Source organism: Spirillospora sp. NBC_01491, from assembly GCF_036227065.1.
In the GTDB taxonomy this organism is placed as follows: domain Bacteria; phylum Actinomycetota; class Actinomycetes; order Streptosporangiales; family Streptosporangiaceae; genus Spirillospora; species Spirillospora xylanilytica.
In genome coordinates this window covers 6,603,766-6,625,323 of sequence record NZ_CP109432.1, presented here as the reverse complement: position 1 = coordinate 6,625,323, position 21,558 = coordinate 6,603,766, and the positions used below count along the sequence as shown (strand labels likewise).

At 73.6% G+C, this 21,558-nt stretch carries 22 protein-coding genes; 11 read left to right on the top strand and 11 right to left on the bottom strand.

The features are described from left to right. The 3 genes from OHA34_RS30785 to OHA34_RS30775 all read left to right on the top strand — a co-directional run bounded on the left by OHA34_RS30785 (position 1) and on the right by OHA34_RS30775 (position 1,366). Entirely contained in the window at positions 1–195 is a 195-nt protein-coding gene (locus OHA34_RS30785) for a hypothetical protein (protein WP_285937857.1), read from the top strand. A gap of 175 nt (positions 196–370) precedes the next feature. After that, positions 371–991: a TetR/AcrR family transcriptional regulator gene (locus OHA34_RS30780; protein ID WP_285937858.1), complete on the top strand. Its 621-nt coding sequence runs from the start codon at positions 371–373 to the stop codon at positions 989–991. A 138-nt stretch (positions 992–1,129) separates the two neighbouring features. Next, entirely contained in the window at positions 1,130–1,366 is a 237-nt protein-coding gene (locus OHA34_RS30775; RefSeq protein ID WP_285937859.1) for a DUF3107 domain-containing protein, read from the top strand. 45 nt (positions 1,367–1,411) lie between these two features. On the opposite strand, the gene OHA34_RS30770 is transcribed toward OHA34_RS30775, so the two are convergent. The 3 genes from OHA34_RS30770 to OHA34_RS30760 all read right to left on the bottom strand — a co-directional run bounded on the left by OHA34_RS30770 (position 1,412) and on the right by OHA34_RS30760 (position 4,998). Further along, positions 1,412–3,310 (bottom strand): protein kinase domain-containing protein, encoded by a 1,899-nt coding sequence (locus tag OHA34_RS30770; protein ID WP_329519667.1) that lies wholly within the window; start codon positions 3,308–3,310, stop codon positions 1,412–1,414. A 134-nt stretch (positions 3,311–3,444) separates the two neighbouring features. Continuing rightward, positions 3,445–4,245, bottom strand: a complete 801-nt coding sequence (locus OHA34_RS30765; protein WP_329519666.1) for a hypothetical protein — start codon at positions 4,243–4,245, stop codon at positions 3,445–3,447. Positions 4,246–4,812: 567 nt separating this feature from the next. Further along, positions 4,813–4,998: a hypothetical protein gene (locus tag OHA34_RS30760; protein WP_285938635.1), complete on the bottom strand. Its 186-nt coding sequence runs from the start codon at positions 4,996–4,998 to the stop codon at positions 4,813–4,815. On the opposite strand from OHA34_RS30760, the gene OHA34_RS30755 reads away from it, so the two are divergent. Further along, a complete protein-coding gene (locus OHA34_RS30755; RefSeq protein WP_285938604.1) occupies positions 4,909–6,420 on the top strand; it encodes a DEAD/DEAH box helicase in 1,512 nt (503 codons plus the stop codon). The genes OHA34_RS30760 and OHA34_RS30755 overlap by 90 nt on opposite strands. Positions 6,421–6,585: 165 nt before the next feature. Next, a complete protein-coding gene (locus tag OHA34_RS30750; protein ID WP_329519665.1) occupies positions 6,586–8,664 on the top strand; it encodes a phosphocholine-specific phospholipase C in 2,079 nt (692 codons plus the stop codon). A gap of 65 nt (positions 8,665–8,729) precedes the next feature. Here the strand turns inward: OHA34_RS30750 and OHA34_RS30745 are convergent, their stop codons facing one another. Beyond that, a complete protein-coding gene (locus OHA34_RS30745; protein ID WP_285937863.1) occupies positions 8,730–9,464 on the bottom strand; it encodes a glycerophosphodiester phosphodiesterase in 735 nt (244 codons plus the stop codon). A 77-nt stretch (positions 9,465–9,541) separates the two neighbouring features. Here OHA34_RS30745 and OHA34_RS30740 point away from each other — a divergent pair, with 77 nt between their 5' ends. Both OHA34_RS30740 and OHA34_RS30735 read left to right on the top strand, forming a co-directional pair. After that, complete coding sequence (locus tag OHA34_RS30740; RefSeq protein ID WP_285937864.1) at positions 9,542–10,420, top strand: alpha/beta fold hydrolase; 879 nt, start codon at positions 9,542–9,544, stop codon at positions 10,418–10,420. Between the two features lie 132 nt (positions 10,421–10,552). Beyond that, entirely contained in the window at positions 10,553–11,461 is a 909-nt protein-coding gene (locus OHA34_RS30735) for an oxygenase MpaB family protein (RefSeq protein WP_285937865.1), read from the top strand. Positions 11,462–11,537: 76 nt separating this feature from the next. On the opposite strand, the gene OHA34_RS30730 is transcribed toward OHA34_RS30735, so the two are convergent. The 4 genes from OHA34_RS30730 to OHA34_RS30715 all read right to left on the bottom strand — a co-directional run bounded on the left by OHA34_RS30730 (position 11,538) and on the right by OHA34_RS30715 (position 14,979). Continuing rightward, positions 11,538–12,431: a RecB family exonuclease gene (locus OHA34_RS30730; RefSeq protein ID WP_329519664.1), complete on the bottom strand. Its 894-nt coding sequence runs from the start codon at positions 12,429–12,431 to the stop codon at positions 11,538–11,540. A gap of 202 nt (positions 12,432–12,633) precedes the next feature. Then, the gene (locus tag OHA34_RS30725; protein ID WP_285937867.1) at positions 12,634–13,344 is read right to left on the bottom strand and encodes an MBL fold metallo-hydrolase; all 711 of its coding nucleotides are present in this window, start codon (positions 13,342–13,344) and stop codon (positions 12,634–12,636) included. A 90-nt stretch (positions 13,345–13,434) separates the two neighbouring features. After that, the gene (locus OHA34_RS30720; protein ID WP_329519663.1) at positions 13,435–14,286 is read right to left on the bottom strand and encodes a PHP domain-containing protein; all 852 of its coding nucleotides are present in this window, start codon (positions 14,284–14,286) and stop codon (positions 13,435–13,437) included. Between the two features lie 42 nt (positions 14,287–14,328). Then, positions 14,329–14,979, bottom strand: coding sequence for a DUF6758 family protein (locus tag OHA34_RS30715; protein ID WP_285937869.1), 651 nt, complete (start codon positions 14,977–14,979; stop codon positions 14,329–14,331). A gap of 79 nt (positions 14,980–15,058) precedes the next feature. Between OHA34_RS30715 and OHA34_RS30710 the strand changes: the two genes are divergently transcribed. Next, positions 15,059–15,454: an NUDIX hydrolase gene (locus OHA34_RS30710; RefSeq protein ID WP_285937870.1), complete on the top strand. Its 396-nt coding sequence runs from the start codon at positions 15,059–15,061 to the stop codon at positions 15,452–15,454. 16 nt (positions 15,455–15,470) lie between these two features. On the opposite strand, the gene OHA34_RS30705 is transcribed toward OHA34_RS30710, so the two are convergent. Further along, positions 15,471–16,589: a CPBP family intramembrane glutamic endopeptidase gene (locus tag OHA34_RS30705; protein ID WP_329519662.1), complete on the bottom strand. Its 1,119-nt coding sequence runs from the start codon at positions 16,587–16,589 to the stop codon at positions 15,471–15,473. A gap of 427 nt (positions 16,590–17,016) precedes the next feature. After that, positions 17,017–17,958, bottom strand: coding sequence for an HpcH/HpaI aldolase/citrate lyase family protein (locus tag OHA34_RS30700; RefSeq protein ID WP_285937872.1), 942 nt, complete (start codon positions 17,956–17,958; stop codon positions 17,017–17,019). Between the two features lie 61 nt (positions 17,959–18,019). Between OHA34_RS30700 and OHA34_RS30695 the strand changes: the two genes are divergently transcribed. Then, the gene (locus OHA34_RS30695; RefSeq protein ID WP_285937873.1) at positions 18,020–18,529 is read left to right on the top strand and encodes a hypothetical protein; all 510 of its coding nucleotides are present in this window, start codon (positions 18,020–18,022) and stop codon (positions 18,527–18,529) included. Between the two features lie 78 nt (positions 18,530–18,607). On the opposite strand, the gene OHA34_RS30690 is transcribed toward OHA34_RS30695, so the two are convergent. Then, a complete protein-coding gene (locus OHA34_RS30690; protein WP_285937874.1) occupies positions 18,608–19,507 on the bottom strand; it encodes an RNA polymerase sigma-70 factor in 900 nt (299 codons plus the stop codon). Positions 19,508–19,737: 230 nt separating this feature from the next. Between OHA34_RS30690 and OHA34_RS30685 the strand changes: the two genes are divergently transcribed. Next, positions 19,738–21,069, top strand: coding sequence for a magnesium transporter MgtE N-terminal domain-containing protein (locus OHA34_RS30685; RefSeq protein ID WP_285937875.1), 1,332 nt, complete (start codon positions 19,738–19,740; stop codon positions 21,067–21,069). Then, positions 21,066–21,554, top strand: coding sequence for a DUF1003 domain-containing protein (locus OHA34_RS30680; RefSeq protein WP_285937876.1), 489 nt, complete (start codon positions 21,066–21,068; stop codon positions 21,552–21,554). Before OHA34_RS30685 ends, OHA34_RS30680 begins: the two co-directional genes overlap by 4 nt. Positions 21,555–21,558: the final 4 nt, after the last annotated feature.

Here is a 21,558-nt window from a genome sequence, read left to right as displayed (position 1 = left end):
ATGAGCGAGACCAGCGAGACCGGGCCCGAGACGCCGGACGAGGCGCAGGAGGCCGACGCCGCCGAGCAGCGGGCCGCCCTGGTGGACGGCGAGGACCGGGACGAGTGGCCCGAGCAGGTCCCCGACGACGTCGACGAGGCCGACGCCGCCGAGCAGAAGCGGGTGGTCGAGATCGACGAGGAGGACTACCGCTGACCCCGGAAGCGGCGGCGGGCGGGCGGTGGCGGGGACGAAGGAGAGGGCGAATGCGAGGAACGTCCTCGGCATTGTTGGTGACCAGCAAGGTTACCGGCGCGTAGGATGATGGGATTGATTCCCCGCGACGGGTCCCCCTCTGACCGTCGCACTGATTCGGTGATCGGAGAGTGTGGTGACCGCGACCCCGGACGCCCGCCCCCGTGGCACGAGACTGCCGCGACTGGCGCGCCGCAGGCAACTGCTCGGCGCGGCCCAGGAGGTGTTCGTCGCCCAGGGCTATCACGCCGCGGCGATGGACGAGATCGCCGAACGAGCGGGCGTCAGCAAGCCCGTGCTCTACCAGCACTTTCCCGGCAAGCTGGAGCTCTACCTGGCCCTGCTCGACGAGCACGCCGAGGCACTGGTCAAGACCGTCCGCGACGCGCTGGAGTCCACCTCGGTCAACAAGCTGCGGGTGCAGGCCAGCATGCAGGCGTTCTACGACTTCGTGTCGGGTGAGGGCGAGGCGTACCGGCTGGTCTTCGAGTCCGACCTGCGCAACGTGGCCCCGGTCCGGGCCCGGGTCGAGCGGGCCAACCAGCAGTGCGCCGAGATGATCGCCCAGGTGATCGTCGAGGACACCGACGCACCCGCCGACGAGGCGCACCTGCTCGGCATGGGCCTGGTCGGCATGGCCGAGGTCAGCGCCCGCTACTGGCTCTCGCAGCACCGGGCCATCTCCAAGGACACCGCCGAGAAGATCATCGCCCGGCTGGCCTGGCGCGGCATCTCCGGCTTCCCCCTCCCGAACTGACCGGGGCGCCCCACGGCCGTTCCGGGCCGGTTTCACTCGGGGCGAAGCCGCCGGGCCGCGGATCCGGTGATCTCCGTGCGACCATCGGGGGCAGCCCCCGCCGGCCGTCGGCGGGGCGGATGGACACAGGAGCATCGCGTGCAGGTTCGCATCGGCGTCCAGTTCGTGCCCAAGGAGCTCGTGGTCGAGACCGCGCGGTCCGCCGACGAGGTGGAGCGGGCGCTGGCCGACGCGCTGGCCGATGAGCACGGCGTCTTCGTGCTCAAGGACCAGCGCGGCGGCCGGGTGGTCGTCCCCGCCGACCGGGTCGGCTACCTGGAGATCACCGAGGAGGAGGGCCGCACCGTCGGTTTCGGCGGCTCCCAGCGCCCCTGAGCCCGCGCCCGCCCCCGCGCCCCGCCCCCCGCGCCCCGCGTACGGTCAGGAGCGCTTTGGTGACGGCGTACCGGACGGCGCGCCGGCCGCGGCGAGGACATCGGGCCGCAGGACGTCGCGCAGCCGCTCGTAGGGCACCACGATCGGCGTCCGCGACCGGACGCAGGCCATGCTGTAGCCCAGGTCGAACAGCGGGATGTGGAACTCGGCCCCCCGCTTGCCCAGCAGCAGGTCCGTCCCCTTCGAGAGGTTCTCGGCGGAGAGGTCCCGGGGGGGCGTCGGATCGGTCTCCCAGGGTTTCTCCTTGAAGCCCGATCCTCCTTGCTCGCACAGCGAGCCGCCGCCCGGCCCGTACCGCTCCAGCAGGCGGGTCAGCGTGCGGGCCCCCGCCGTGGTGATCACCGCGGGCAGCAGCAGGTCGCGCGTCTCCAGCTTCCGGCCGGTGGTCAGGTCGGCGTTGACGGTGAACGGCGAGCCCGTGTTCCTCTGGGTATCGGTGAACTGATAACGCACCGAGAAGAGCCGCGGGCCGGTGATCCCGGTCTCGTACGAGTCGGACGGACGGAACGGGGTCGGCCGGTCCGAGGGCCCGCTGAACGACGCGATGTCGCCGGCGACGTCATCGGCCATCTCCTCCACCGCGTTCCTCAGCACCTTGTTGACGGCCGCCTCCACGGCGGGGCGGCCGAGGCCTGACACGCGCGGGTAGCTCAGCCTGACCTCGGTCGCCGGACGGTTGAACGTCCTGGTGTGCCCGGCCCTGGTGACGGTGATCGCGGCGGCCCGCACCGTGGGCCGTCCATCCTGGCCGCCCTGGGGGCCGCTCACGGCGTAGACCCCGGCGCCGCCCGCCGCGACGGCCGCCGACGCGGCCACCGCGACCGCGACCTTGGCGCCGGTCGCCGCCAGCAGCCCGCCGCCCCCGGCCATCGCCCCGCCTGCCGCGGTACCGCCCGCCGCCGCCCCGCCGGCCGCAGTGCCGCTTGCCGCCGCCCCGCCTGCGACAGCCCCGCCGGCCGCCGTGCCGCCCGCCGCCACCGCGGTCGCGGCGGCGCCTCCCGCCGGGGCGAGGCCCGCGGCGATCAGCGGGAAGACCGCCGCGAGGGCCACCGCCGCCCCGGCCAGGGCGCGCACGCCCTGCCGCTCCCAGTCCGGGCCGTACGCCGCGCGGGCCGCCGTCTCCAGTTCGGCGACGAAGGCCGCGGCACCGGGCGGACGGTCCTCAGCGGACTTGGCCATTCCCCGGGCGACCAGGTCGCGCAGCGCCTCCGGTACCTCCCCGGCCGGGACGGGCCCGCTCAGATGGCCCGCCGCCAGCGCCGCCACGTCGCCGCCCGCGTACGGGCGGTGCCCGGTGACGCACTCGAAGAACACGCAGGTCGCCGCGTACACGTCGGTCTCGGGCGAGGCGGGGCGCTTCCGCCACTGCTCGGGGGCCATGTAGGCGGGCGTGCCGGCCCCGGCGCCCTCCCCGGCGAACGTCGCGATCCCGAAGTCGATCAGCTTGCTCAGCCCGTCGGCCTGGACGACGACGTTCGCGGGCTTGTAGTCGCGGTGCACCACGCCGGCGTCGTGCGCCGCCGCCAGGCCCAGCAGCGACCCCTTGAGCACGGTCAGCGCGGCCTCGGGCGCCAGCGTTCCGTGCTCGGCCAGGACGGTCCGGAGCGGGACCCCGTTCACCGCCTCCATCACCAGTGCGCAGCCGTCCGTGCCGGACACGAACCGGTAGAGCCGGACCACGTGCGGGTCGGTCACCCGGCCGAGCATGACCGCCTCGTCGCGCAGCCGCTCGACCGCGGCCTCGTCACCGTCCCGCCGGGTCAGGTACTTGATCGCCACCGGGGTGCCGGCGGTGGCGTGGCGGGCCAGCACGACCCGGCCCTGCGCGCCCGAGCCGAGCTCGCGGACCTCGGTGAACCCCTCGACCCGCCATCGATCGCCCATCCGCACACCCGCCCGTCAGTCCGTTCGCCCGTCGGTTCGGCCGTCCGCGCCCGTCGCGCTGTCCGTCGCCCGTCGCCCTGTCCGTCCGCTCGCCGGTGCGTCGCGCGTCCCGTCCGCCCAGGCCGGGCGGGTGGTCACTTCGCGCCCGCCGCGGCGAGGAGGCGGGGGTAGATCTCGGGCTTGATCAGGTCCTTCACCTTGGAGTACGGCGCGGTGAAGGTGAAGTTGTTGCAGTCGGTGCCCGTGGTGGACCAGATGAGCTCCATGCCCTGCGGGGTGAACAGCACCCCGGCGGGCGCGGGCGACTCGATCGGGTCGCCGTCGCGCTTGCCCGCGGAGAAGTCCTTGCGCTGCGGGACCTCCAGTTCGCAGTCCGTCCAGTCGTCCTTGGGACCCGACAGCCGGTCGAACAGCTTCTTCAGCCCGTCCTCGCCCAGCGTCTTGGAGGTAAACAGGTCCTCGGGCTCCAGGACCTTCCCGGCCTTGAGGTCGACGGTGACCGGGACGGTGGGCAGCCCGCCCTCGCCGTCGTAGCAGGGCACCATCTGGATGGCGTTGGCGACCGACACCACCTCGCCGCGCAGCCCCATCCGCACGTTGGTCTGGATGACGCTGGAACGCCCCCCGCACTCGGCGCGCTGCTCCTTGAGCAGGGTGGCGCCGGCCCACTGGACCGCCCAGTCGAGGGGGCTGCGCAGGGCCTGGTCGAGCCGCTTGGCCGCGGCGGCGTCGGGCAGCCCGGCGATCTTCACGTACTGGGCGTTCTTGAGCTGGACCTTCTGCTCGGGATGGGACGTGTTGTCCTGCTCGACGAGCGGGCCGTCGGCCGGCCTCCCCCGCCCCTTCGCGCCGTCCGATGAGGAGCAGCCGGACGCCCCGGCCACCGTCGCGGCGACCGCCGCCACGGCCAGCACGCCCTTCAACCTCGCCCGCATACGTCTCCGTTCTTCTCGCCGTCCCGGGTGCTCCCGCGGATTCTGGCGGATCCAAGAATGTCAGGATCCGACCCGGAACGGGGGTCCGGACCGTCGAACGGAAGATCCTTTAGCGCCATCTTTTGTCCGGATGTGGCCGCTTCACCGGCCCCGTCCGGCCCGTCCGGACGTCCCGTGTGCGTTCCTGGCAAGGCCTGCCGGACGGGGGGCATGGAATACCACGCGAGGGGGAACCGTTAACACTGGTGATCGGCTATTGGTGTAGACAATCAACGGTCGGTACACTGCGTGGCGGAGTGTGACCGCACGCAGCCACAGCGAGTGACTGCATCTCAACCCCTGACTGCGGTCGCCGAGAAATTTGATCGACGGCTGGTCCCTCCCGCGCGAGCGCGCGGTCACGGAAAGCGACCGGCGGGCCCGCGACAGACGCCGAGCCCGACCGGCACGGACCGTGTCCTTGAACGGCCTGGCCCATCGGCATCCGGCCCCGCCGGGCACCGAGCAGCGCCGCACCGGGGAGCGAGGACCCCGCACTTTTGGAGGCTGAAAGCCCTGACTACCTTTCTAGAACTCGGGGTCGTACCCGAGATAGCCGATGCCCTGCGAGCCGAGGGCATCGTCGAAGCGTTCCCCATCCAGGAGCTCGCCCTGCCGATCGCGCTGGGCGGCCATGACATCATCGGACAGGCCCGCACGGGCACCGGCAAGACGCTCGCCTTCGGCGCGGCGCTGCTCCAGCGCATCGAGCACGGCGGCAAGAAGCCGCAGGCCCTGGTCGTCGCGCCGACCCGTGAACTGGCCCTCCAGGTCACCGACGACCTGCTGGTCGCCGGCGGCAAGCTCGGCAGCCGCGTGCTGTCGGTGTACGGCGGGCGGGCCTACGAACCGCAGATCGAGGCGCTCCGCGAGGGCGTCGACGTCGTCGTCGGCACCCCGGGCCGGCTGCTCGACCTGGTCAAGCAGAAGCACCTGGACCTGTCGCAGGTCGGCATCCTGGTGCTCGACGAGGCCGACCGGATGCTCGACCTGGGCTTCCTGCCCGACATCGAGCGGATCGTCGAGCGGATCCCCAAGCAGCGCCAGACCATGCTGTTCTCGGCCACCATGCCGGGCGAGATCGTGGCGCTGTCGCGCCGCTACCTGACCCGGCCGACCAACGTGCGGGCCGAGTCGCACAGCGAGTCCGAGGCCACCCCGCAGGTCGTCCAGCACGTCTTCCAGGCGCACCAGATGGACAAGCCCGAGATGGTGGCCCGGCTACTCCAGGCCGAGGGCCATGGGCTGACCATGGTGTTCTGCCAGACCAAGCGGGCCTGTGACCGGGTCGCCGCCGATCTCGTCCAGCGCGGGTTCTCCGCGGCGGCCGTGCACGGCGACCTCGGGCAGGGCCAGCGCGAGCGGGCGCTCCGCGCGTTCCGCAGCGGCAAGATCGACGTGCTGGTCGCCACCGACGTGGCGGCGCGCGGGCTCGACGTGGACGACGTCACGCACGTGGTCAACTTCGAGTGCCCCGACAGCGCCGACACCTACGTGCACCGCATCGGCCGCACCGGTCGCGCGGGCAAGGAGGGCATCTCGGTCACGCTGGTCGACTGGGCCGACCTGACCCGGTGGAAGCTGATCAACAGCACCCTCGACCTGCCGTTCGCTACCCCGGAGGAGACCTACTCCACCTCCGAGCACTTCTTCACCGCGCTGGGGATCCCGGCCGGCACCAAGGGCAAGCTCCCCAAGGAGCAGCGCGGCGAGCGGGCCGGGCTGGACGCCGAGGAGCTGGAGGACATCGGCGAGACCGGCAAGACCCGCTCGACCGGACGGAGCGGCGGCCACGACCGCGGCAACGACCGCGATCACGAAGAGGAGCGCGAGCGGCCCCGGCGGCGCACCAAGCGCCCCCGCTCCCGGACCCGCGGCGGCAGGCCCGTCGAGGCCGGCGCGGACGGCGCGGACGGCGGCGAGCCGAAGGCGGCGAGCACGTCCGGCACCAAGGCCGCCTCCGGAACGGCGGGCGCCGCGGGCAGTGGCCCGGGGCAGGACGACGGCGGCCAGAACGCCGCGTCCGACCAGGCCGCGACCGAGCGCAAGCGGAGCCGGCCCCGTCGCCGGACCCGTGCCGGCAAGCCGTCCGGCGACGGCGCCCCGGCAGCCGCCGAGGCATCGCCGACCGCCTGACCCGCGGGCGCCTTCGGGCGCCCCGGGCCCGGCCACTGCGAGATCACGAGAATCCACCCGTGGTCTCGCGGTACGCCCGGTCAGCATGAATGTCTTTCATGTTCGTTATCGGGGCGACATCCGATCGCAGCCCTCCCGTAACCATGCGGCCGGACGCTACTCGGCATGAGCACAGGCCCGTCCCGCCGTTCCCTCCTCGCCTCCGGCGCCGCCGTCGCCGGGGGCGCCGCCGCCGCCTCCCTGCTGCCCCCCTCGGTGCACGCCGCCCTCGCCCGCCCGCTCCCGCCCGGCGGGCTCGGCGCGATCGAGCACGTGGTCTTCCTGATGCAGGAGAACCGCTCGTTCGACCACTACTTCGGCACGCTGCGCGGGGTCCGCGGATTCGCCGACCGCAACGCCGTCGAGCTGCCCGACGGGCATCCGGTGTTCGAGCAGCCCGGCCTGCTGCGGCACGTCAAGCCGTTCCTCGCCCGCGACGCGATCGGGCACGGCCCGCTCACCGACGTCAACTACATCTCCGGGCTGGACCACTCCTGGGACGGCGGGCAGCGGGCCCGCGGGAACGGCTGGCACAACGGCTGGATCGCCGCCAAGCTGATGCCCACGATGGTCCACTACGACCGCCGCGACCTGCCGTTCCAGTACGAGCTGGCCGACACCTTCACCATCTGCGACGCCTACCACTCCTCGGTGTTCGGGCCGACCAACCCCAACCGGACCTACCACTGGACCGGCACCATCGGGTCCGAGCCGGACGGCCGCCGCGCGATCGAGAACGACGCCTACGCCGAGGCCACCCACCCCGGCTACGCCCTCACCTCCTACGCCGAACGGCTCTCCGCTGCGGGCCGTACCTGGCGCGTCTACCAGGAGTGGGACAACTTCACCGACAACTCGCTGGAGTTCCTGACCACGTTCAAGAAGATCATGCGGAAGGCGCTCGCGCCGGCCGGGTCGTACCAGAGCCTCACCGACTTCTACGGCGCGGTCGGCAAGGCCGGGGCGGACGAGCGCAAACGGCTGCTGGCCGCCCTCGACCAGGGCGTCGCCGCGCTGCCGGCCGCCGAGCGCGAGCTGTTCGAGCGGGCGCTGCGGCGGGTGGAGGGCGGCACGCTGGGCGCCGCGTTCCGGGCCGACGTCGCCGCGGGGCGGCTGCCCGAGGTGTCCTACATCGTGGCGTCGGCCGCCGAGTCCGAGCACCCGGGCTCCGGCAGCCCGATCCAGGGCGCGGGCATCACCTACCAGGTGCTCGACGCGATCGCCTCGCACCCGAGCGTCTGGGAGTCGACGGCGGTCTTCCTGTTGTTCGACGAGAACGACGGCTACTTCGACCACGTCCCGCCGCCGCTGCCGCCCGCGGACGCGGACGGCGAGCACGTGGACGGCAAGCCCATCGGGCTGGGCTTCCGGGTCCCGATGACCGTGGTCTCGCCGTGGTCGGCGGGCGGCCACGTGTGCTCGGAGGTGTTCGACCACACCTCCACGATCCGGTTCCTGGAGCGGTGGCTGGGCGTCCGCGAGCCCAACATCAGCCCCTGGCGCCGCACCGTCGCGGGCGACCTGACCTCGGCGTTCGACTTCCAGCGGGCCGCCCGCCCGCAGACTCCGGCGCGGCCGGGGAAGCCGCCGCAGTTCCACTTCCGCTGGCCGCCGCTGCCCCCGGTCGCGCAGAAGGGCCCGGCGCCCGAGCCCGGTACCCGTCCCGCCCGGCCCCTCCCGTACCGGCCCGAGGCGTCCGCGCGGCTGGAGGGCGGCGCGCTGACCGTCACCCTGGACGGACGGGGCGCCCGCCCGTCCCATTTCGCGCTCTACCCGTACGCGAAGGAGTTCGGCACCCCGCGCCACTTCGACGTGTCGGGACGGCGCACAGAGCGGATCACGCCCGCGGGCGGCCACTACCGGCTCACCCTCACCGGGGCGAACGGGTTCCGCCGCGAGTTCGCCGGCGCGACGGCCGGACCGGCGGCCACGGCGGCGGTGGCCTCGGCCGGGACGGCGGACGCCCGGCATCTCGTGATCACGCTGGCGAACTCGGGGTCCCGTCCGCTCACGTTCACGCTCGCGGCGCTGGCGTACGGCACGGCCGCCCGGAAGGTGACCGTCGCGCCCGGCCGCCGCGCCACCGTCCAGTGGCGGACCCGGCACGGCTGGTACGACGTGGAGATCAAGACCGCCGAGGACGCCGCGTTCCGGCGCCGCCTGATGGGCCATCTGGAGAACGGCCGGGCGAGCGTCTCCGGCTAGCGGACCTCCCCCGCGCCGCCCCTCCACGTACGTCCGCGCGCCCTGGTCGTACTGCCCGGGGACACCTAGTCGCGGTCCCGAGGGCGGTCGCGGGGACGGTAGCGGTCGCGGAGCGTCAAGGCGGCGGACGGATGGTCGGTGACCAGCACCGCCACCCGCGGGTCGGCGAGGAAGCGGCGCATCAGCGATTCGGCGTTGACCGTCCAGATCATCGCGGGGATGCCAGCGCGGGCGCACTGCCCCAGCACGCCGATGCGGGCCAGCCGGTGGTTGAGCGCCACCATGTCGGCGCCGGCGCGGCGGACGAAGGGCAGCGGGGCGAAGTTGCTGACCGCGTCCCGCTCCCAGAGGTTGCGGCCCACCGAAAGAGCGGTCTTGACCTGCGGAAACGCCTTCTTGATCTCGGCGATCGAGGTGGCCTCCCCGGTGGTGACCACGAAACCGTCCGGGCCGAACGCCTCCAGGGCGAGCCCGGTCATCTCGTGCTCGCAGCCGCGCTCCTTGAGGTCGAGGTGGCCGCGGGTGCGGCCGGCCATGATCTCCAGGGCGTCGGTGACCAGCGGCACCGGCTGCTCGGACAGTTCTTGGACCCGGTCGTAGGTCAGGCGGTTCAGCGGGAGGCCGGCCACGGCCGGATCGTGGTGCACGACCAGCCGGGCGTCGGCGGTGCGGCGCACGTCGATCTCGACGTACTCGGCGCCCGAGCCGACGGCTTCGCGCAGCCCCGCCAGGCCCGCCCTGTCGCGCCGGTGCGCGGACACGGCCGTCAGCACGGCTCGTCCGGACACGGGAACCGGCATGCCTGCACGGGACGGACGCTACCACCAAAGGCCGTTGACCGGTGTGCGCGGAGGCGCATTTAGTATGGTGGCGACCTGTGAGTACGCCCCGATTCCTGACCCTGCCCCCCGGCGTCCGCCGGACGACCGTCGAGACCTCCCGCGGCGCCTTCGCGGCTTTGGAGGCCCTCCCCGGGTCGGGCGTACCCGATCGCCTCTCCGCCCTCCTGGTGCCCGGCTACACCGGCAGCAAGGAGGACTTCATCGCGGTCCTGCACACGCTCGCCGCGTCCGGCCGCCGCGTCGTGGCGATCGACATGCGGGGGCAGTGCGAGACCGCGGGGCCGGACGACCCGGCCGCCTACACCAAGTCCGCGCTGGGCGCCGATCTGGCCGCGCTGATCGAGGTGCTCGGCCCCGAGCCGGTGCACCTGGTCGGGCACTCCTTCGGCGGGCTGGTGGCCCGCGAGACGGTGCTCGCCGGGACCGTCCCGCCCGCCTCGGTCACGCTGATGAGCTCGGGCCCGGCCGCGGTGACCGGCCAGGCCGCCGCCAAGGCGCGGGCGCTGCGCGACGCCCTGCCGCAGCTCGGCATGGAGCAGATCTGGGCGCTCAGCATGGAGCCGGACGCGGCCCGCCGCGGGCTGCCCGCGGAGATCGTCGGCTTCTTGAAGCGGCGCACCCTCGGCAACTCCGAGGCCGGGCTGGTGGCCATGGCCGGCGAACTGCTGTCGGCGCCCGACCGGGTCGACGAGCTGGCCAAGACGGCCGAGGACACCGGACTCCGGACGCTGGTGCTGTACGGCGAGGACGACGACGTCTGGGATCCGCGCGAGCAGGCCGCGATGGCCGAGCGGCTGGACGCCGACCGGGTCGTCATCCCGGGCGCCGCGCACTCGCCCGCCGTGGACGCCCCGGAGACCACCGCGAGCGCGCTCACCGACTTCTGGAACCACGCCGAGCGCTGCGTGCGCTGACCTGACCGTTCGCCCCGCGAGCCCGCCCGGAGGGGGCCGGGGGTGCGCCCGCGTCCGAGTAATGACACACTTACTTCAGTTTGTCTCACGCTGATGCGGGGAGCCCCTCCCCCACGAGCTGGCGAGGTGCGAATGTCGGCGACGGTCCAGCCACCCGAAAGCGTCACCTGGCGCGTCCACATCGACCGGTCCATGTGGATCGGCGGAGTGCGCAGCCTCATGCTGCAAGCCCTGCACCCCATGGCCATGTGGGGCGTCTGGCAGAACTCCAACTTCCAGGAGGACCCCCTCGGCCGGCTCCAGCGGACGGCCGACTTCGTGGGCATGGCCACGTTCGGCGGCCACGAGGAGATCGAGGAGCTGGCCGCCCGCGTCCGCGGGATCCACCGCAGCCTGCGCATCCTCAACCACGACACCGGCAGGAAGGAGCGCCTCGACCAGCCCGAGCTGCTCCGCTGGGTGCACTGCGCCGAGGTCTACTCCTACCTGGAGGTGGCCCGCAGGTCCGGGCTGCCGCTCACCGCCGCGATGGCTGACAGGTACCTCGACGAGCAGCGCCACACCGCCACCTACGTGGGCCTGCACGCCGAGGACGTGCCCGGCGGCGTCGCGGAGATGGAGTCCTACCTCGCCGAGATGCGCCCGCAGCTCCGCGTCACCGAGGAGGCCGCGGCCACCGTCCGGTTCCTGATGTGGCCGACGATGCCGGAGAACCTCAAGTTCCTCAATCCCGGAAAGCCCGGCTACTTCCCGTTCGGGGCGCTCTGCTACTACTCGCTGCCGGACTGGGCCCGCCAGATGTACGGGGCGCTGCCCGAGGTGCCCCAGCCGGCCGTCACGGCCGCGCTGCGCTCGTTCCGCACCACGATCAGCGCGGTGCCCGAGCGGCTGCACGACTACGCGTTCGCCAAGCCCACCCGCGACATGCTGGACCGGGCCCGGCAGCGCCTCGCGGCCGACGGCTACGACCTCGGCCGCGGCCTGTACGGCCTGCGCGACCCACGCCGCTGGCCCCAGCGCCCCGCCCTCATCCCGGCCTGACCCCCGGCCCGCATCCCGCGTCCGGCCCGCGAGGCGTTCACCGAACCCTCACGGGCCGGGCGCGGGCTCAGGCGGGTCAGGCTTCGACGGGGAGGGCGGCCCAAGGGTCCTTGCGCGGGGCGGCCTGGGTCCCCTCCGGGCAGTGCCGGGCGAAGTCGCACCAGGAGCACAGGTTGCCCGGACGGGGCGGGAAGACCTCGTCGTACGGGGCGTGGTCGATCGCCGGCTGCGCGCCCGAACGCGGCTTCGGGACGGGACCGAGGCGCGTCCTGTACGCCTCGTCGGCCGCCGCGGCCTCGGCGGCGATCTGCTCGGCCCGGCGCAGGTGCCGGTCGAGCGAGGCGTCGGTGTGCTCCCAGACGGCGGTCTCGCCGGACGGCAGATGGTGCAGCTCGACCCGGTGGCACGGACGGCGCAGCACCCGAGACGCGGCCACCGCGTACAGCGCGAGCGCGAGGGAGCCCCGCGCGTCGTCGGCGGTGAGGACGTGCCGTCCGGTCTTGTAGTCGACCACGACCAGCTCGGGGCCGCGGGCGTCGAGCCGGTCGATCCGGCCCGACACCGCGATCTGCTCGGTGCGGGTGGCGACCGTCCGCTCGACGCCGAGCGGCTCGTCGGACGGGTCGAGCCCGGCCGCGTAGCGCTCGACCATCTCGCGGGCCCGGTCGCGCTGCCCGGCGGACTGCGCCTCGTCCCGGAACCCGTCGGTCAGCCAGCCGCGGATCAGCAGCGTGCCGGCCATCTCGGGGGTGCGCTCGGGCCGCGGCAGCTTCCACCAGGCCGCCAGCGCGTTGTGCACGCTCGAGCCGACGCTGTTGTGCGCCCACCGCGGACCCTTGGACGGCATCGGCCGGTCGAGGTAGGTCATCCGGTAGCGCCGCGGGCAGTCGAGCCAGGTGTTCAGCCGCGACGGCGTGCAGGAGTAGAGCTTGCGCGGCATGCCCTCGAAGCCAAGCTGCTCTGGGGCCACGGTCAGCGCTCCCTGGCGGGTCGGTCTGCGGTCGGACGGCCGGCGAAGCCGCCCGGTTCGGTCGCCCGGCGCCCGGGCCGGCCGTCGGCAGCCGGGTCAGTCGCAGTCGGCGAGTCGGTCGCAGTCGGCGAGTCGGTCGCAGTCGGCGAGTCGGTCGCAGTCGCCGGGTCGGTCGGCGGCGAACCGGCCTTCGGCGGCCGGGTCAGTCGTCGTCGCCCTCGCGGGCGAGGGCGCCCCAGGTCTCCCAGCGGGCGTCCTCTTCGCCGACCGTGGTCTCCTCGCCCTGCCCGGGCAGGACCCGCAGGTCCTTGGGCAGCGGGGTCAGCATCGCCCCGATGGAGTTGAGCTGCTTGCGCAGGTCGTCGTAGGCACCGCCGATCGAGCCGGGCCGGCCGCGGTGCAGGGTGTCGCCGGCGAACAGCACGCCGAGCTGCTCGCTGATCACGCACATGCTGCCCGGGGTGTGCCCGGGGGTGTGCATGACCTCCAGGGCGACGTCGGCGATCTCGAAGACCCCGCCGTCCTCCAGCCAGATGTCGGGCTCGAGGGAGCGCAGCGCCTTGGCGTCGTCCTCGTCGTCCTCCTCCTTGGCGAGGCGGCCGAAGTAGTCGCGCCACAGCAGCCGGTCGGCGCGGTGCAGCGCGATGGGGGCCCAGTCGTCCTCGTCCTCCTCGCCGGCGGCGGCCACCTCGAGCGCCACGGCGAGGTGGTGCTCGTTGCCGTCGGTGAGGAGCACGGCCATGACCTCGCGCTCACCGACCTTCTCGAGGATGGCCTCGGCGTCGTACGCCGGGTCGATCACGATCACCTCGTCATCGTCGCCGACGATGAAGGTGTTGTTCTCGACGTCGTACTCGGTGTCGTCCAGGGTGAGCTTCCCCGACGTCACGACCTGTTCGATGCGCGCGTCCACGCCCCGCACCCTACCGTGCTTCCGCAAGCCCCCGGGGGCACGCCCCGAACCCGTCCGGCCCGGCCGGGATCGCCCCTGGCCGGGGCGCCGTCAGGCCCCGCCGGTGACCGGGACGGCGCCCGTCGCGGCGGCGCGCAGCGCCGCGTAGGCCGCCGGGGCGGTGGTCTCGGCGCCGAGCCGGTCGCCGGTCGGCTCGCCGTGATCGTCGCTGGAGCCGGTCCGGACCAGGCCGAGCCGGTCCGCCAGTGCGGCGAGGCGGGCCCGGTCGTCCGGGGCGTGGTCGGGATGGTCGACCTCGACGCCGGTGAGCCCGGCGGCGGCCAGCCGCTCGATGACCTCGTCCGGGACGAGGTGGCCGCGGCGCCGCGCCCGCGGGTGCGCCAGCACGCAGGCGCCGCCCGCCGCGCGGACCAGCCGCACGGCCCGGACCGGGTCCGGCGCGTAGCGGCCGGCGTGGGCCCGACCGCCGGACGCGATCCACTCCTTGGTGAACGCCGCGTCGACGGTCCGGACCGCGCCCGCCTCGACCATGGCGCGGGCGATGTGCGGGCGCCCGACCGCCTCGCCGCGCGCGAGCGACCGCACCCCCTCCCAGGTGACGTCCACGCCGAGTTCCCGGAGCCGGTCCACCATGAGCCGCGCCCGGTCCACCCGGCCGTCGCGGATGCGGGCGAGCTCGGCGGCCAGCACCGGCTCGTCCCGGTCGAAGAGGTAGCCGAGCATGTGCAGGCTCTCGCCGTCCTGCTCGCAGGACAGCTCGACGCCCGGGACCAGGGTCAGCCCGGACGGGAGGGCCGCCGCGGCGGCGCCCCAGCCCGCGACGGTGTCATGGTCGGTGAGCGCGAGGACGTCCAGCCCGGCGGCCTTGGCGCGGCGAACGACCTCGGCAGGCGGACGGGTGCCGTCCGACACGTCGCTGTGGGCGTGCAGGTCGATGCGCATGCCCCTTTTGTAACAGCCCGCGCGCGACGGCGGGGCCTGCGCTCAACCACCGTTGAGACGGGGGCTGAGCGCGCCGTAGGGGAGGTCGGGCTTCATCCCGGGCTCGCGCAGATCGAGCAGGCTGGGACGGGCCAGCATCAGCGCCCCGGCCTCCGCGGGCCACAGCACCGCCCAGAGCCAGTCGCCCATGGCCTCGCCGACGTAGACGGCGCGGTCGGGCCGGGTGGGCACCGACCACATCGGCACGGTGTGCCCGCATGTCGCCGACGGGCCGCTGACGTCCAGCTTGACGTGCGGCGGGTCGGCGTCGAAGCCGACGCCGGGGTCGGGCTCGTCGAGGCCGGCGTAGTGGGAGCCGAGGCCGGCGCCGGGCTGCTCGGCGATCAGCACCAGGTCGGCGGGACCGCTGACCGTCGCGGGCCCGGACAGGGCGACCGCGCACGCCCTCGCCCCGGTGTGCTCGTCGCCGGCGGTGGCGAACCCGGTGACCAGCCAGCCGAGCGGCAGCGGCCAGGGCGTCCAGACCGGGACCCTGGTGTCGTCCAGCACGGCCGCGAGGCTCTCGGCGCCGGGCCGCCCGGACGGCTGTCTCGGCAGTACGGTGCCGTGCACCGGGCACTGCCAGTCGCTCGACCAGAGACTCGGCTCGTGCAGCGGACCCGCGCAGCGCGGGCATGTGGGCTCCGCCCTCATGATTACCAACAGTGCGCGGCGGATCCCGTCACGTCAAGTTCTCCGGGACGAATATCAGCGGCTGGAGGGGCGAAATAGGATGATACGAGTGCGGTGCGTCGGCGGGATCGTCCGCGACGAGGCCGGTCGGTGGCTGCTGGTCAAGCGCGGGCACCCGCCCGGCGAGGGGCTGTGGTCGATCCCCGGCGGCCGGGTCGAGCCGGGCGAGGGCGACGCCGCCGCCGTCGTCCGCGAGCTGCTGGAGGAGACCGGCCTGGACGTCACTGTCGGTGACCTTGCCGGGACGGTCGACCGGCCCGGCCCCGGCGGCGTCACCTACGTGATCCACGACTACACGGCGACGGCGGTCGGCGGCGCGCTGCGCGCGGGCGACGACGCCGCGGACGCCCGCTGGGTCACGTCCGCCGAGCTGAGGGCCCTGCCCACCGCGCCCGGCCTCCTCGAAGCCCTGACCGCCTGGGGCCTGCTCACCTAAGGCCCGGCGGCCCCGCTCAGCGGTCGCCGTTCAACGCGCCGTTGGAACCGGTCGGGGTGTCCGGGAGGCTCGGCGCATCGGAGGCGTACGAACTGTACGGACTGTACGGGGCGTACGGGGCGCCGGGGCCGGCGTGGTCGTATGGGGCGGGTGGGGTGTCGGCCGAGGCGTCCCCGGGGACGGTCGCGGGGGCGTCCACCAGGGCCGCCGTCGCCGGCACGTGGCCCTCGGTGACGGTCCGGATCCGCATCCGCCGCATCAGCCAGACGATGACGGCCGCGTACAGCAGCATCGGCAGGACATCGGCGAGGACGTACTGCCAGGGCACCCCGCCCTGCTCGATGTCGAGCGTCCCGACGGCCGCCGGGAGCAGGAACGCCATCAGGTTGTTGAAGACGTGCAGGGCGATGGACGCCTCAAGGCCGCCGCTCCGGACCGCCAGCCAGCCGGACAGCGCCCCGAAGAAGAAGATGTCGAGCATCCCCCAGCCGGTGTAGCCGTGCCCCGACGTGAAGAGGGCGGCGCCGACGACGATGCCGGGCCAGGGGGTCCGGAACACCACGCCGAACGCGCGTGCGACCTTGCCCCTGCGGGTCTCCAGCGTGCACGCGCCGAGCGCCTGGATGATCCAGCCGCGGAAGACGTACTCCTCGGCGGCCGACTGGAACGGCACCAGCAGGATGATCACCAGGGCCGGGCCGGCGAAGTCGCCCCAGCCGACCCAGTGCTCATCCGCCCCCGAGGTGTCGTTCATCAGGGTGCCCGCCAGCCAGGACGCCCCGAACGACACCGCGCAGAACCCGATCGCCACGCCGCAGCACACCAGCATCCAGCGCAGCCGCAGCCGTCCGGCCACCGAGGACAGCGTGCCGGGCGAGCGCCGCTGCACCAGCCAGGCGGCGCCCAGCACCACCGGCAGGAACACCGCGAGGGAGGCGAGGTTGAAGGCGAGGTCGGCGGTCGGGTCCGTGAACAGCGCGTCGTCGGAGCCGGACACCGGCGCCCGCCCGGTCACCACGGCGACCGCCACCAGCAGGACGACCATCAGCATGATGATCGCCGCGAAGCCGACCACCACGACCGCCAGGCTGCCGACGAGCGGACGCCACCAGCGGTGCACTTCCGTCCGGGCCATGCGGTGGTACGGGCTGCCCGGAGGCATCGGCACCACCCACGGCCGCCTCACCCGCCCCGGCGGCGGCCCGTACTGCCCGTAGGGCTGAGAGGGCGCGTACTGCCCGTACGGCTGGGACGGCCCGTACGGCTGGGGCTCTCCGTACGGCTGAGACGACCCGTACTGTCCGTACGGCTGCTGATGTGGGGGGTGTGGTTGTTGCGACGGGTACGCGTACTGCCACTGGCCGTGGGACTGCCCGCTCGGCTGACCGTGGGACTGCCCGTACGGCTGCGCCGGATCGTCCTCCGGCGTGGCGGCACCGGGCGGTGGTCCCGGATCGGGTGCGACACGATCGGGTGGCGCCCAGCCGTTGTCGTCCACCGGTTCCGACACCTATGACCCCCTGTCCAGAAGCTCAGCACTCTGGGGGAGAGCGTACGTGCCCTTAGGCGGGCGGGGGTTCGAAGGTCTTGGTGCGGGCGAGTCCGGCGGCCCGGCCCTTGGCGGAGACGACCAGCGCCATCTTGCGGGACGCCTCGTCGATCATCTCGTCGCCCAGCATGGCCGCGCCGCGCCGCTCGACCCTCGTGGCGTGGTCGTAGGCGTCCAGGATCAGCTCGGCGTGGTCGTAGTCGTCCTGCGTCGGGGAGAACACCCGGTTGCCCGCCTCGACCTGGGACGGGTGCAGCACCCACTTGCCGTCGAACCCGAGCGCCGCCGACCGCTCGGCGACCCGGGTGAAGGCGTCCACGTCGCGGACGTTGAAGTAGGGCCCGTCGATCGCCTGGAGGTCGCGGGCGCGGGCGGCCATGAGGATCCGCATCAGGATGTAGTGGTAGGCGTCGCCCTCGGTGTAGCCGGGCGGCTGCTCCCCCACCACCAGCGTCTTCATGTTGATCGAGGCCATGAAGTCGCCGGGCCCGAAGACCAGGGTCTCCAGCCGGGGCGACGCGGCGGCGATCGCGTCGATGGCGACCATGCCCCGCGCGTCCTCGATCTGCGCCTCGATGCCGATCCGGCCCGGCTCGTACCCCATGGCCCGCTCGATCTGGGTGAGCAGCCGGTCGAGCCACTGGACGTGGGAGGCGTCCTGCGTCTTCGGGAGCATGACCGCGTCGAGGTTCGCGCCCGCGCCCTCCACCACCTCGATCACGTCCCGGTAGGCCCAGTGGGTGTCCAGGTCGTTGATCCGGACGACGCGCACCTTCCCCGACCAGTCGCCCTCGTTGAGCGCCGCGACAACGTTCTTGCGGGCGTCCTCCTTGGCGGCGGGCGCGACCGCGTCCTCCAGGTCGAGGAAGATCTCGTCGGCGGGGAGTCCCTGGGCCTTCTCGATGAAGCGGGGATTGCTGCCGGGGACGGCCAGGGTGGTGCGTCGCGATCGCATGGGCCGGATGCTACCGACCGTCCGCGCCCTGTTCCGGGCCGGGGCGTGAGACGCTGCGGGCATGGGCGAGCTGAACGCGGCGCTGGTGGAAGAGGCGGCGAAGAAGTCCGGGCTGCTGTGGCTTGACCTGCCCGGCCTGCCGCAGCCCCGGGCGGCCTGGCACCTGTGGCACGACGGTGCCGCGTACGTGCTGACCGGCGGTGAGGGCGAGCAGCCCCTCCCCGGCCTGCCGGACGCCGAGCGGGTGACGGTCATCCTGCGCAGCAAGGACAAGGGCGGACGGCTCCTGTCGTTCGTCGCGACGTGTGCGCAGGTGGAGCCCGGCGGCGACACGTGGAACACCGTCGCCCCGCTGCTGGCCAAGGACCGCCTGAACGCCTCCGGCCACGAGGGGCAGCTCGAACGCTGGGCGGACGAGTCGTACATCATCGAGCTCACCCCGCACGAGGCGGCGGGCGAGGCGGCGGGCGAGGGCGGCTACGCGACGGTCCGTCCCGTCCCGACGCCCGCCACCACCGCCGGGACGCCTCCGCGCCTGCGCGGCGCCAAGGGCCGCAAGGTCGATCGCTGACCGCCCGGCCCCACCCTCTCCCCCGATCCCGCCGCCCGTCCGCCCGCTCGTCCGGCCGGTCGTCCGGATCGAGTGTGACTACATCGGGAGTTCGCGGCCCTCGGCGATGGCGCGCAGCTTGTCCGGGTTGGCGACGATGTGGACGGCCCGGACCAGGCCGGCGTCGTCGACGTCGCAGGTGATCGTGGTGAGAGGGCCGCCCGGACCCTCGATGACCATCGACGGCTCGCCGTTGGCCTCGATCCGGCGCACCCGCATGTCCTTCGGAAGGACCCCGCCGTAGGGATGGCCGACGACGGCGGCGAGGAACCGGCCGACCTTCGTCGCGCCATGGATCGTCCGCCGCGCCGCCTTGACCTTGCCGCCGCCGTCGGTCCAGAGGGTGACGTCCGGGGCGAGGACCTCCATGAGCCGGTTGATGTCGCCGCCGAGCGCCGCGTCGAGGAACCGCTCGGTCACCGCGCGCCGCTGCGCGCCGCCGGTCTCGAACCGGGGGCGGCGCGCCTCCACGTGCTTGCGCGCCCGGGTGCCGACCTGCCGCACCGACGGCTCGGAGTGGTCCAGCGAACGGGCGATCTCGGCGTAGGGGAAGCCGAAGACCTCCTTCAGCACGAAGACCGCGCGTTCCAGCGGACTCAGCGTCTCCAGCACCACCAGCATCGCCATCGACACCGACTCCGACAGCTCGGTGCCCTCGGCGGCGTCCGGGGAGGTGAGCATGGGCTCGGGCAGCCACGGCCCGACGTAGGCCTCGCGCCGCACCTGGGCCGAACGGAGCCGGTCGAGCGCGACGTTGGTGGTGATCCGCACCAGGTACGCCTTGGGGTCGGCGACGCCCGACCGGTCCACCCCCGCCCAGCGGATCCAGGTGTCCTGGACCGCGTCCTCGGCGTCGGCGGCCGTTCCGAGCATGCGGTATGCCACCGCGAACAGCAGGTTGCGGTACTCGCCGAACACCTCAGCCAACTCTTCGCTCATGCGGCCAGAGCTTCTCATGGCGCTCCTCCGTCTCCTCGCGGGCCTGCCCGTCGCCTCTGGGACGGTACGGCCGCCCCGAATGTGACACGCGCCCCCGCGGCCTGCGCCACGCCCCCGCCGTATGACATCCGCCCGCGGCCCCCCGCACCCCGCACCCCACACCCAGCCACGGCCGACTCCAGCCCGGCACGACCCGGATGAGCTGCATGATCGCGGGTAACCTCCCTCCCATGAGCGGAGCTCCGACGCGGGTGTTCGTCGCCCGGCTCGCCGGGATCGCCGTGTTCGACCCGGCCGGCGACCAGGTGGGGCGGGTCCGCGACATCGTCGTCGCGCTGCGGCTCGGCTCCCGTCCGCCCCGGGTGCTCGGCCTGGTGGTCGAGGTGGCGCCGCGGCGGCCGGTGTTCCTGCCGATCACCCGGGTCACCGTGATCGAGGCCGACGCGATCGTGTTCGACGGCCGGCTCAACGTCCGCCGGTTCCACCGCCGCGCCTCCGAGACGCTGATGATCGCCGAGCTGCTGGACCGCACCGTGCGGCTCCGCGAGACCGGCGAGCCCGTCTCGGTGGTGGACGTGGCGATGGAGCCGACCCGGACCCGGGACTGGCTGGCCACCAAGATCGCGGTGCGGCGGCAGGGCGGCCGGGGGCTGCGCCGCCGCGGCCCGACGTTCGTCGTCGACTGGGAGTCGGTGGAGGGCTTCTCCGCCGTCGAGCACGGCCAGGGCGCGGCGGTGCTGATCGCCGCGACCGAGCGGATGAAGCCCGCCGACCTGGCCAACTTCGTGCACGACCTGCCCGAGAAGCGGCGCACCGAGGTCGCCGTCGCGCTGGACGACGAGCGGCTCGCCGACGTCCTGGAGGAGCTGCCCGAGGACGACCAGATCGAGATCCTCGGCAAGCTGGAGTCCGACCGCGCCGCCGACGTGCTGGAGGCGATGGACCCCGACGACGCCGCCGACCTGCTCGGCGAGCTGCCGACCGAGCAGCGCGAGCGGCTGCTGACCCTGATGGAACCGCAGGAGGCGGCCCCGGTCCGGCGGCTGCTGACCTACGCCGACCACTCGGCGGGCGGCCTGATGACCACCGAACCGGTCGTGGTGCCGCCCGACGCCACCGTCGCCGAGGCGCTCGCGCAGATCCGCAACCCCGACCTGAACCCGGCGCTCGCCGCGCAGGTGTACGTCTGCCGGCCGCCCACCGCCACCCCGACCGGCCGCTTCCTCGGCACCGTGCACTTCCAGCGGCTGCTGCGCGAGCCCCCGCCGACCCTGGTCAGCGGCATCGTCGACACCGCGCTCGACCCGCTCCGCCCGACCATGTCGCTCGGCGAGGTGGCGACGTTCCTGGCCACCTACAACCTGGTCGCGGGGGCGGTGGTGGACGAGAACGGCCACCTCCTCGGGTCGGTGACCATCGACGACGTCCTCGACCACCTGCTGCCCGAGGACTGGCGGGAGACGGTGATGGAGGCGGCGACGGCCGGGGACTCGGCCGGGAGCGGGCTCGGCGGCGCCGATCCCGAGGAGGAGGCCCTCCGCGGCCCCAGGGGGACGACATGACCACACGCCTGGACCAGCCGCGCGAGATGCGCCGCACGGTGCTGCCCCGTCCGCACTACGACCCCGAGTCGTTCGGCCGGCTCTCCGAGCGGATCGCCCGGTTCCTCGGCACCGCCCGGTTCCTGGTCTACATGACGGTCTTCGTGGCGGTGTGGCTGCTCTGGAACGCGCTGGCGCCGCCCGGATGGCGGTTCGACCCCTACCCGTTCATCTTCCTGACGCTGATGCTGTCGCTCCAGGCGTCGTACGCGGCGCCGCTGATCCTGCTCGCGCAGAACCGGCAGGACGACCGCGACCGCGTCCAGTACGAGCAGGACCGGGGCCGCAACGACCGCACGATCGCCGACACCGAGTACCTCACCCGCGAGATCGCCGGGCTCCGCATCGCGCTCAACGAGGTGGCGACCCGCGACTTCCTCCGCTCGGAGCTCCAGCAGCTGGTCAGGGAGCTGGACGGCAAGGACCAGCACCCCACCCTGTCGTAGCCCG

Bases quoted from the DNA above. Each gene is read 5' to 3' on its own strand.
- OHA34_RS30680 (WP_285937876.1), top strand. From the start codon at position 21,066: ATGACCACACGCCTGGACCAGCCGCGCGAGATGCGCCGCACGGTGCTG.
- OHA34_RS30765 (WP_329519666.1), bottom strand. From the start codon at position 4,245: ATGCGGGCGAGGTTGAAGGGCGTGCTGGCCGTGGCGGCGGTCGCCGCG.
- OHA34_RS30685 (WP_285937875.1), top strand. From the start codon at position 19,738: ATGAGCGGAGCTCCGACGCGGGTGTTCGTCGCCCGGCTCGCCGGGATC.
- OHA34_RS30785 (WP_285937857.1), top strand. From the start codon at position 1: ATGAGCGAGACCAGCGAGACCGGGCCCGAGACGCCGGACGAGGCGCAG.
- OHA34_RS30690 (WP_285937874.1), bottom strand. From the start codon at position 19,507: ATGAGCGAAGAGTTGGCTGAGGTGTTCGGCGAGTACCGCAACCTGCTG.
- OHA34_RS30710 (WP_285937870.1), top strand. From the start codon at position 15,059: ATGATACGAGTGCGGTGCGTCGGCGGGATCGTCCGCGACGAGGCCGGT.
- OHA34_RS30745 (WP_285937863.1), bottom strand. From the start codon at position 9,464: ATGCCGGTTCCCGTGTCCGGACGAGCCGTGCTGACGGCCGTGTCCGCG.
- OHA34_RS30735 (WP_285937865.1), top strand. From the start codon at position 10,553: ATGTCGGCGACGGTCCAGCCACCCGAAAGCGTCACCTGGCGCGTCCAC.
- OHA34_RS30720 (WP_329519663.1), bottom strand. From the start codon at position 14,286: ATGCGCATCGACCTGCACGCCCACAGCGACGTGTCGGACGGCACCCGT.
- OHA34_RS30770 (WP_329519667.1), bottom strand. From the start codon at position 3,310: ATGGGCGATCGATGGCGGGTCGAGGGGTTCACCGAGGTCCGCGAGCTC.
- OHA34_RS30705 (WP_329519662.1), bottom strand. From the start codon at position 16,589: ATGGCCCGGACGGAAGTGCACCGCTGGTGGCGTCCGCTCGTCGGCAGC.
- OHA34_RS30750 (WP_329519665.1), top strand. From the start codon at position 6,586: ATGAGCACAGGCCCGTCCCGCCGTTCCCTCCTCGCCTCCGGCGCCGCC.
- OHA34_RS30700 (WP_285937872.1), bottom strand. From the start codon at position 17,958: ATGCGATCGCGACGCACCACCCTGGCCGTCCCCGGCAGCAATCCCCGC.
- OHA34_RS30695 (WP_285937873.1), top strand. From the start codon at position 18,020: ATGGGCGAGCTGAACGCGGCGCTGGTGGAAGAGGCGGCGAAGAAGTCC.
- OHA34_RS30715 (WP_285937869.1), bottom strand. From the start codon at position 14,979: ATGAGGGCGGAGCCCACATGCCCGCGCTGCGCGGGTCCGCTGCACGAG.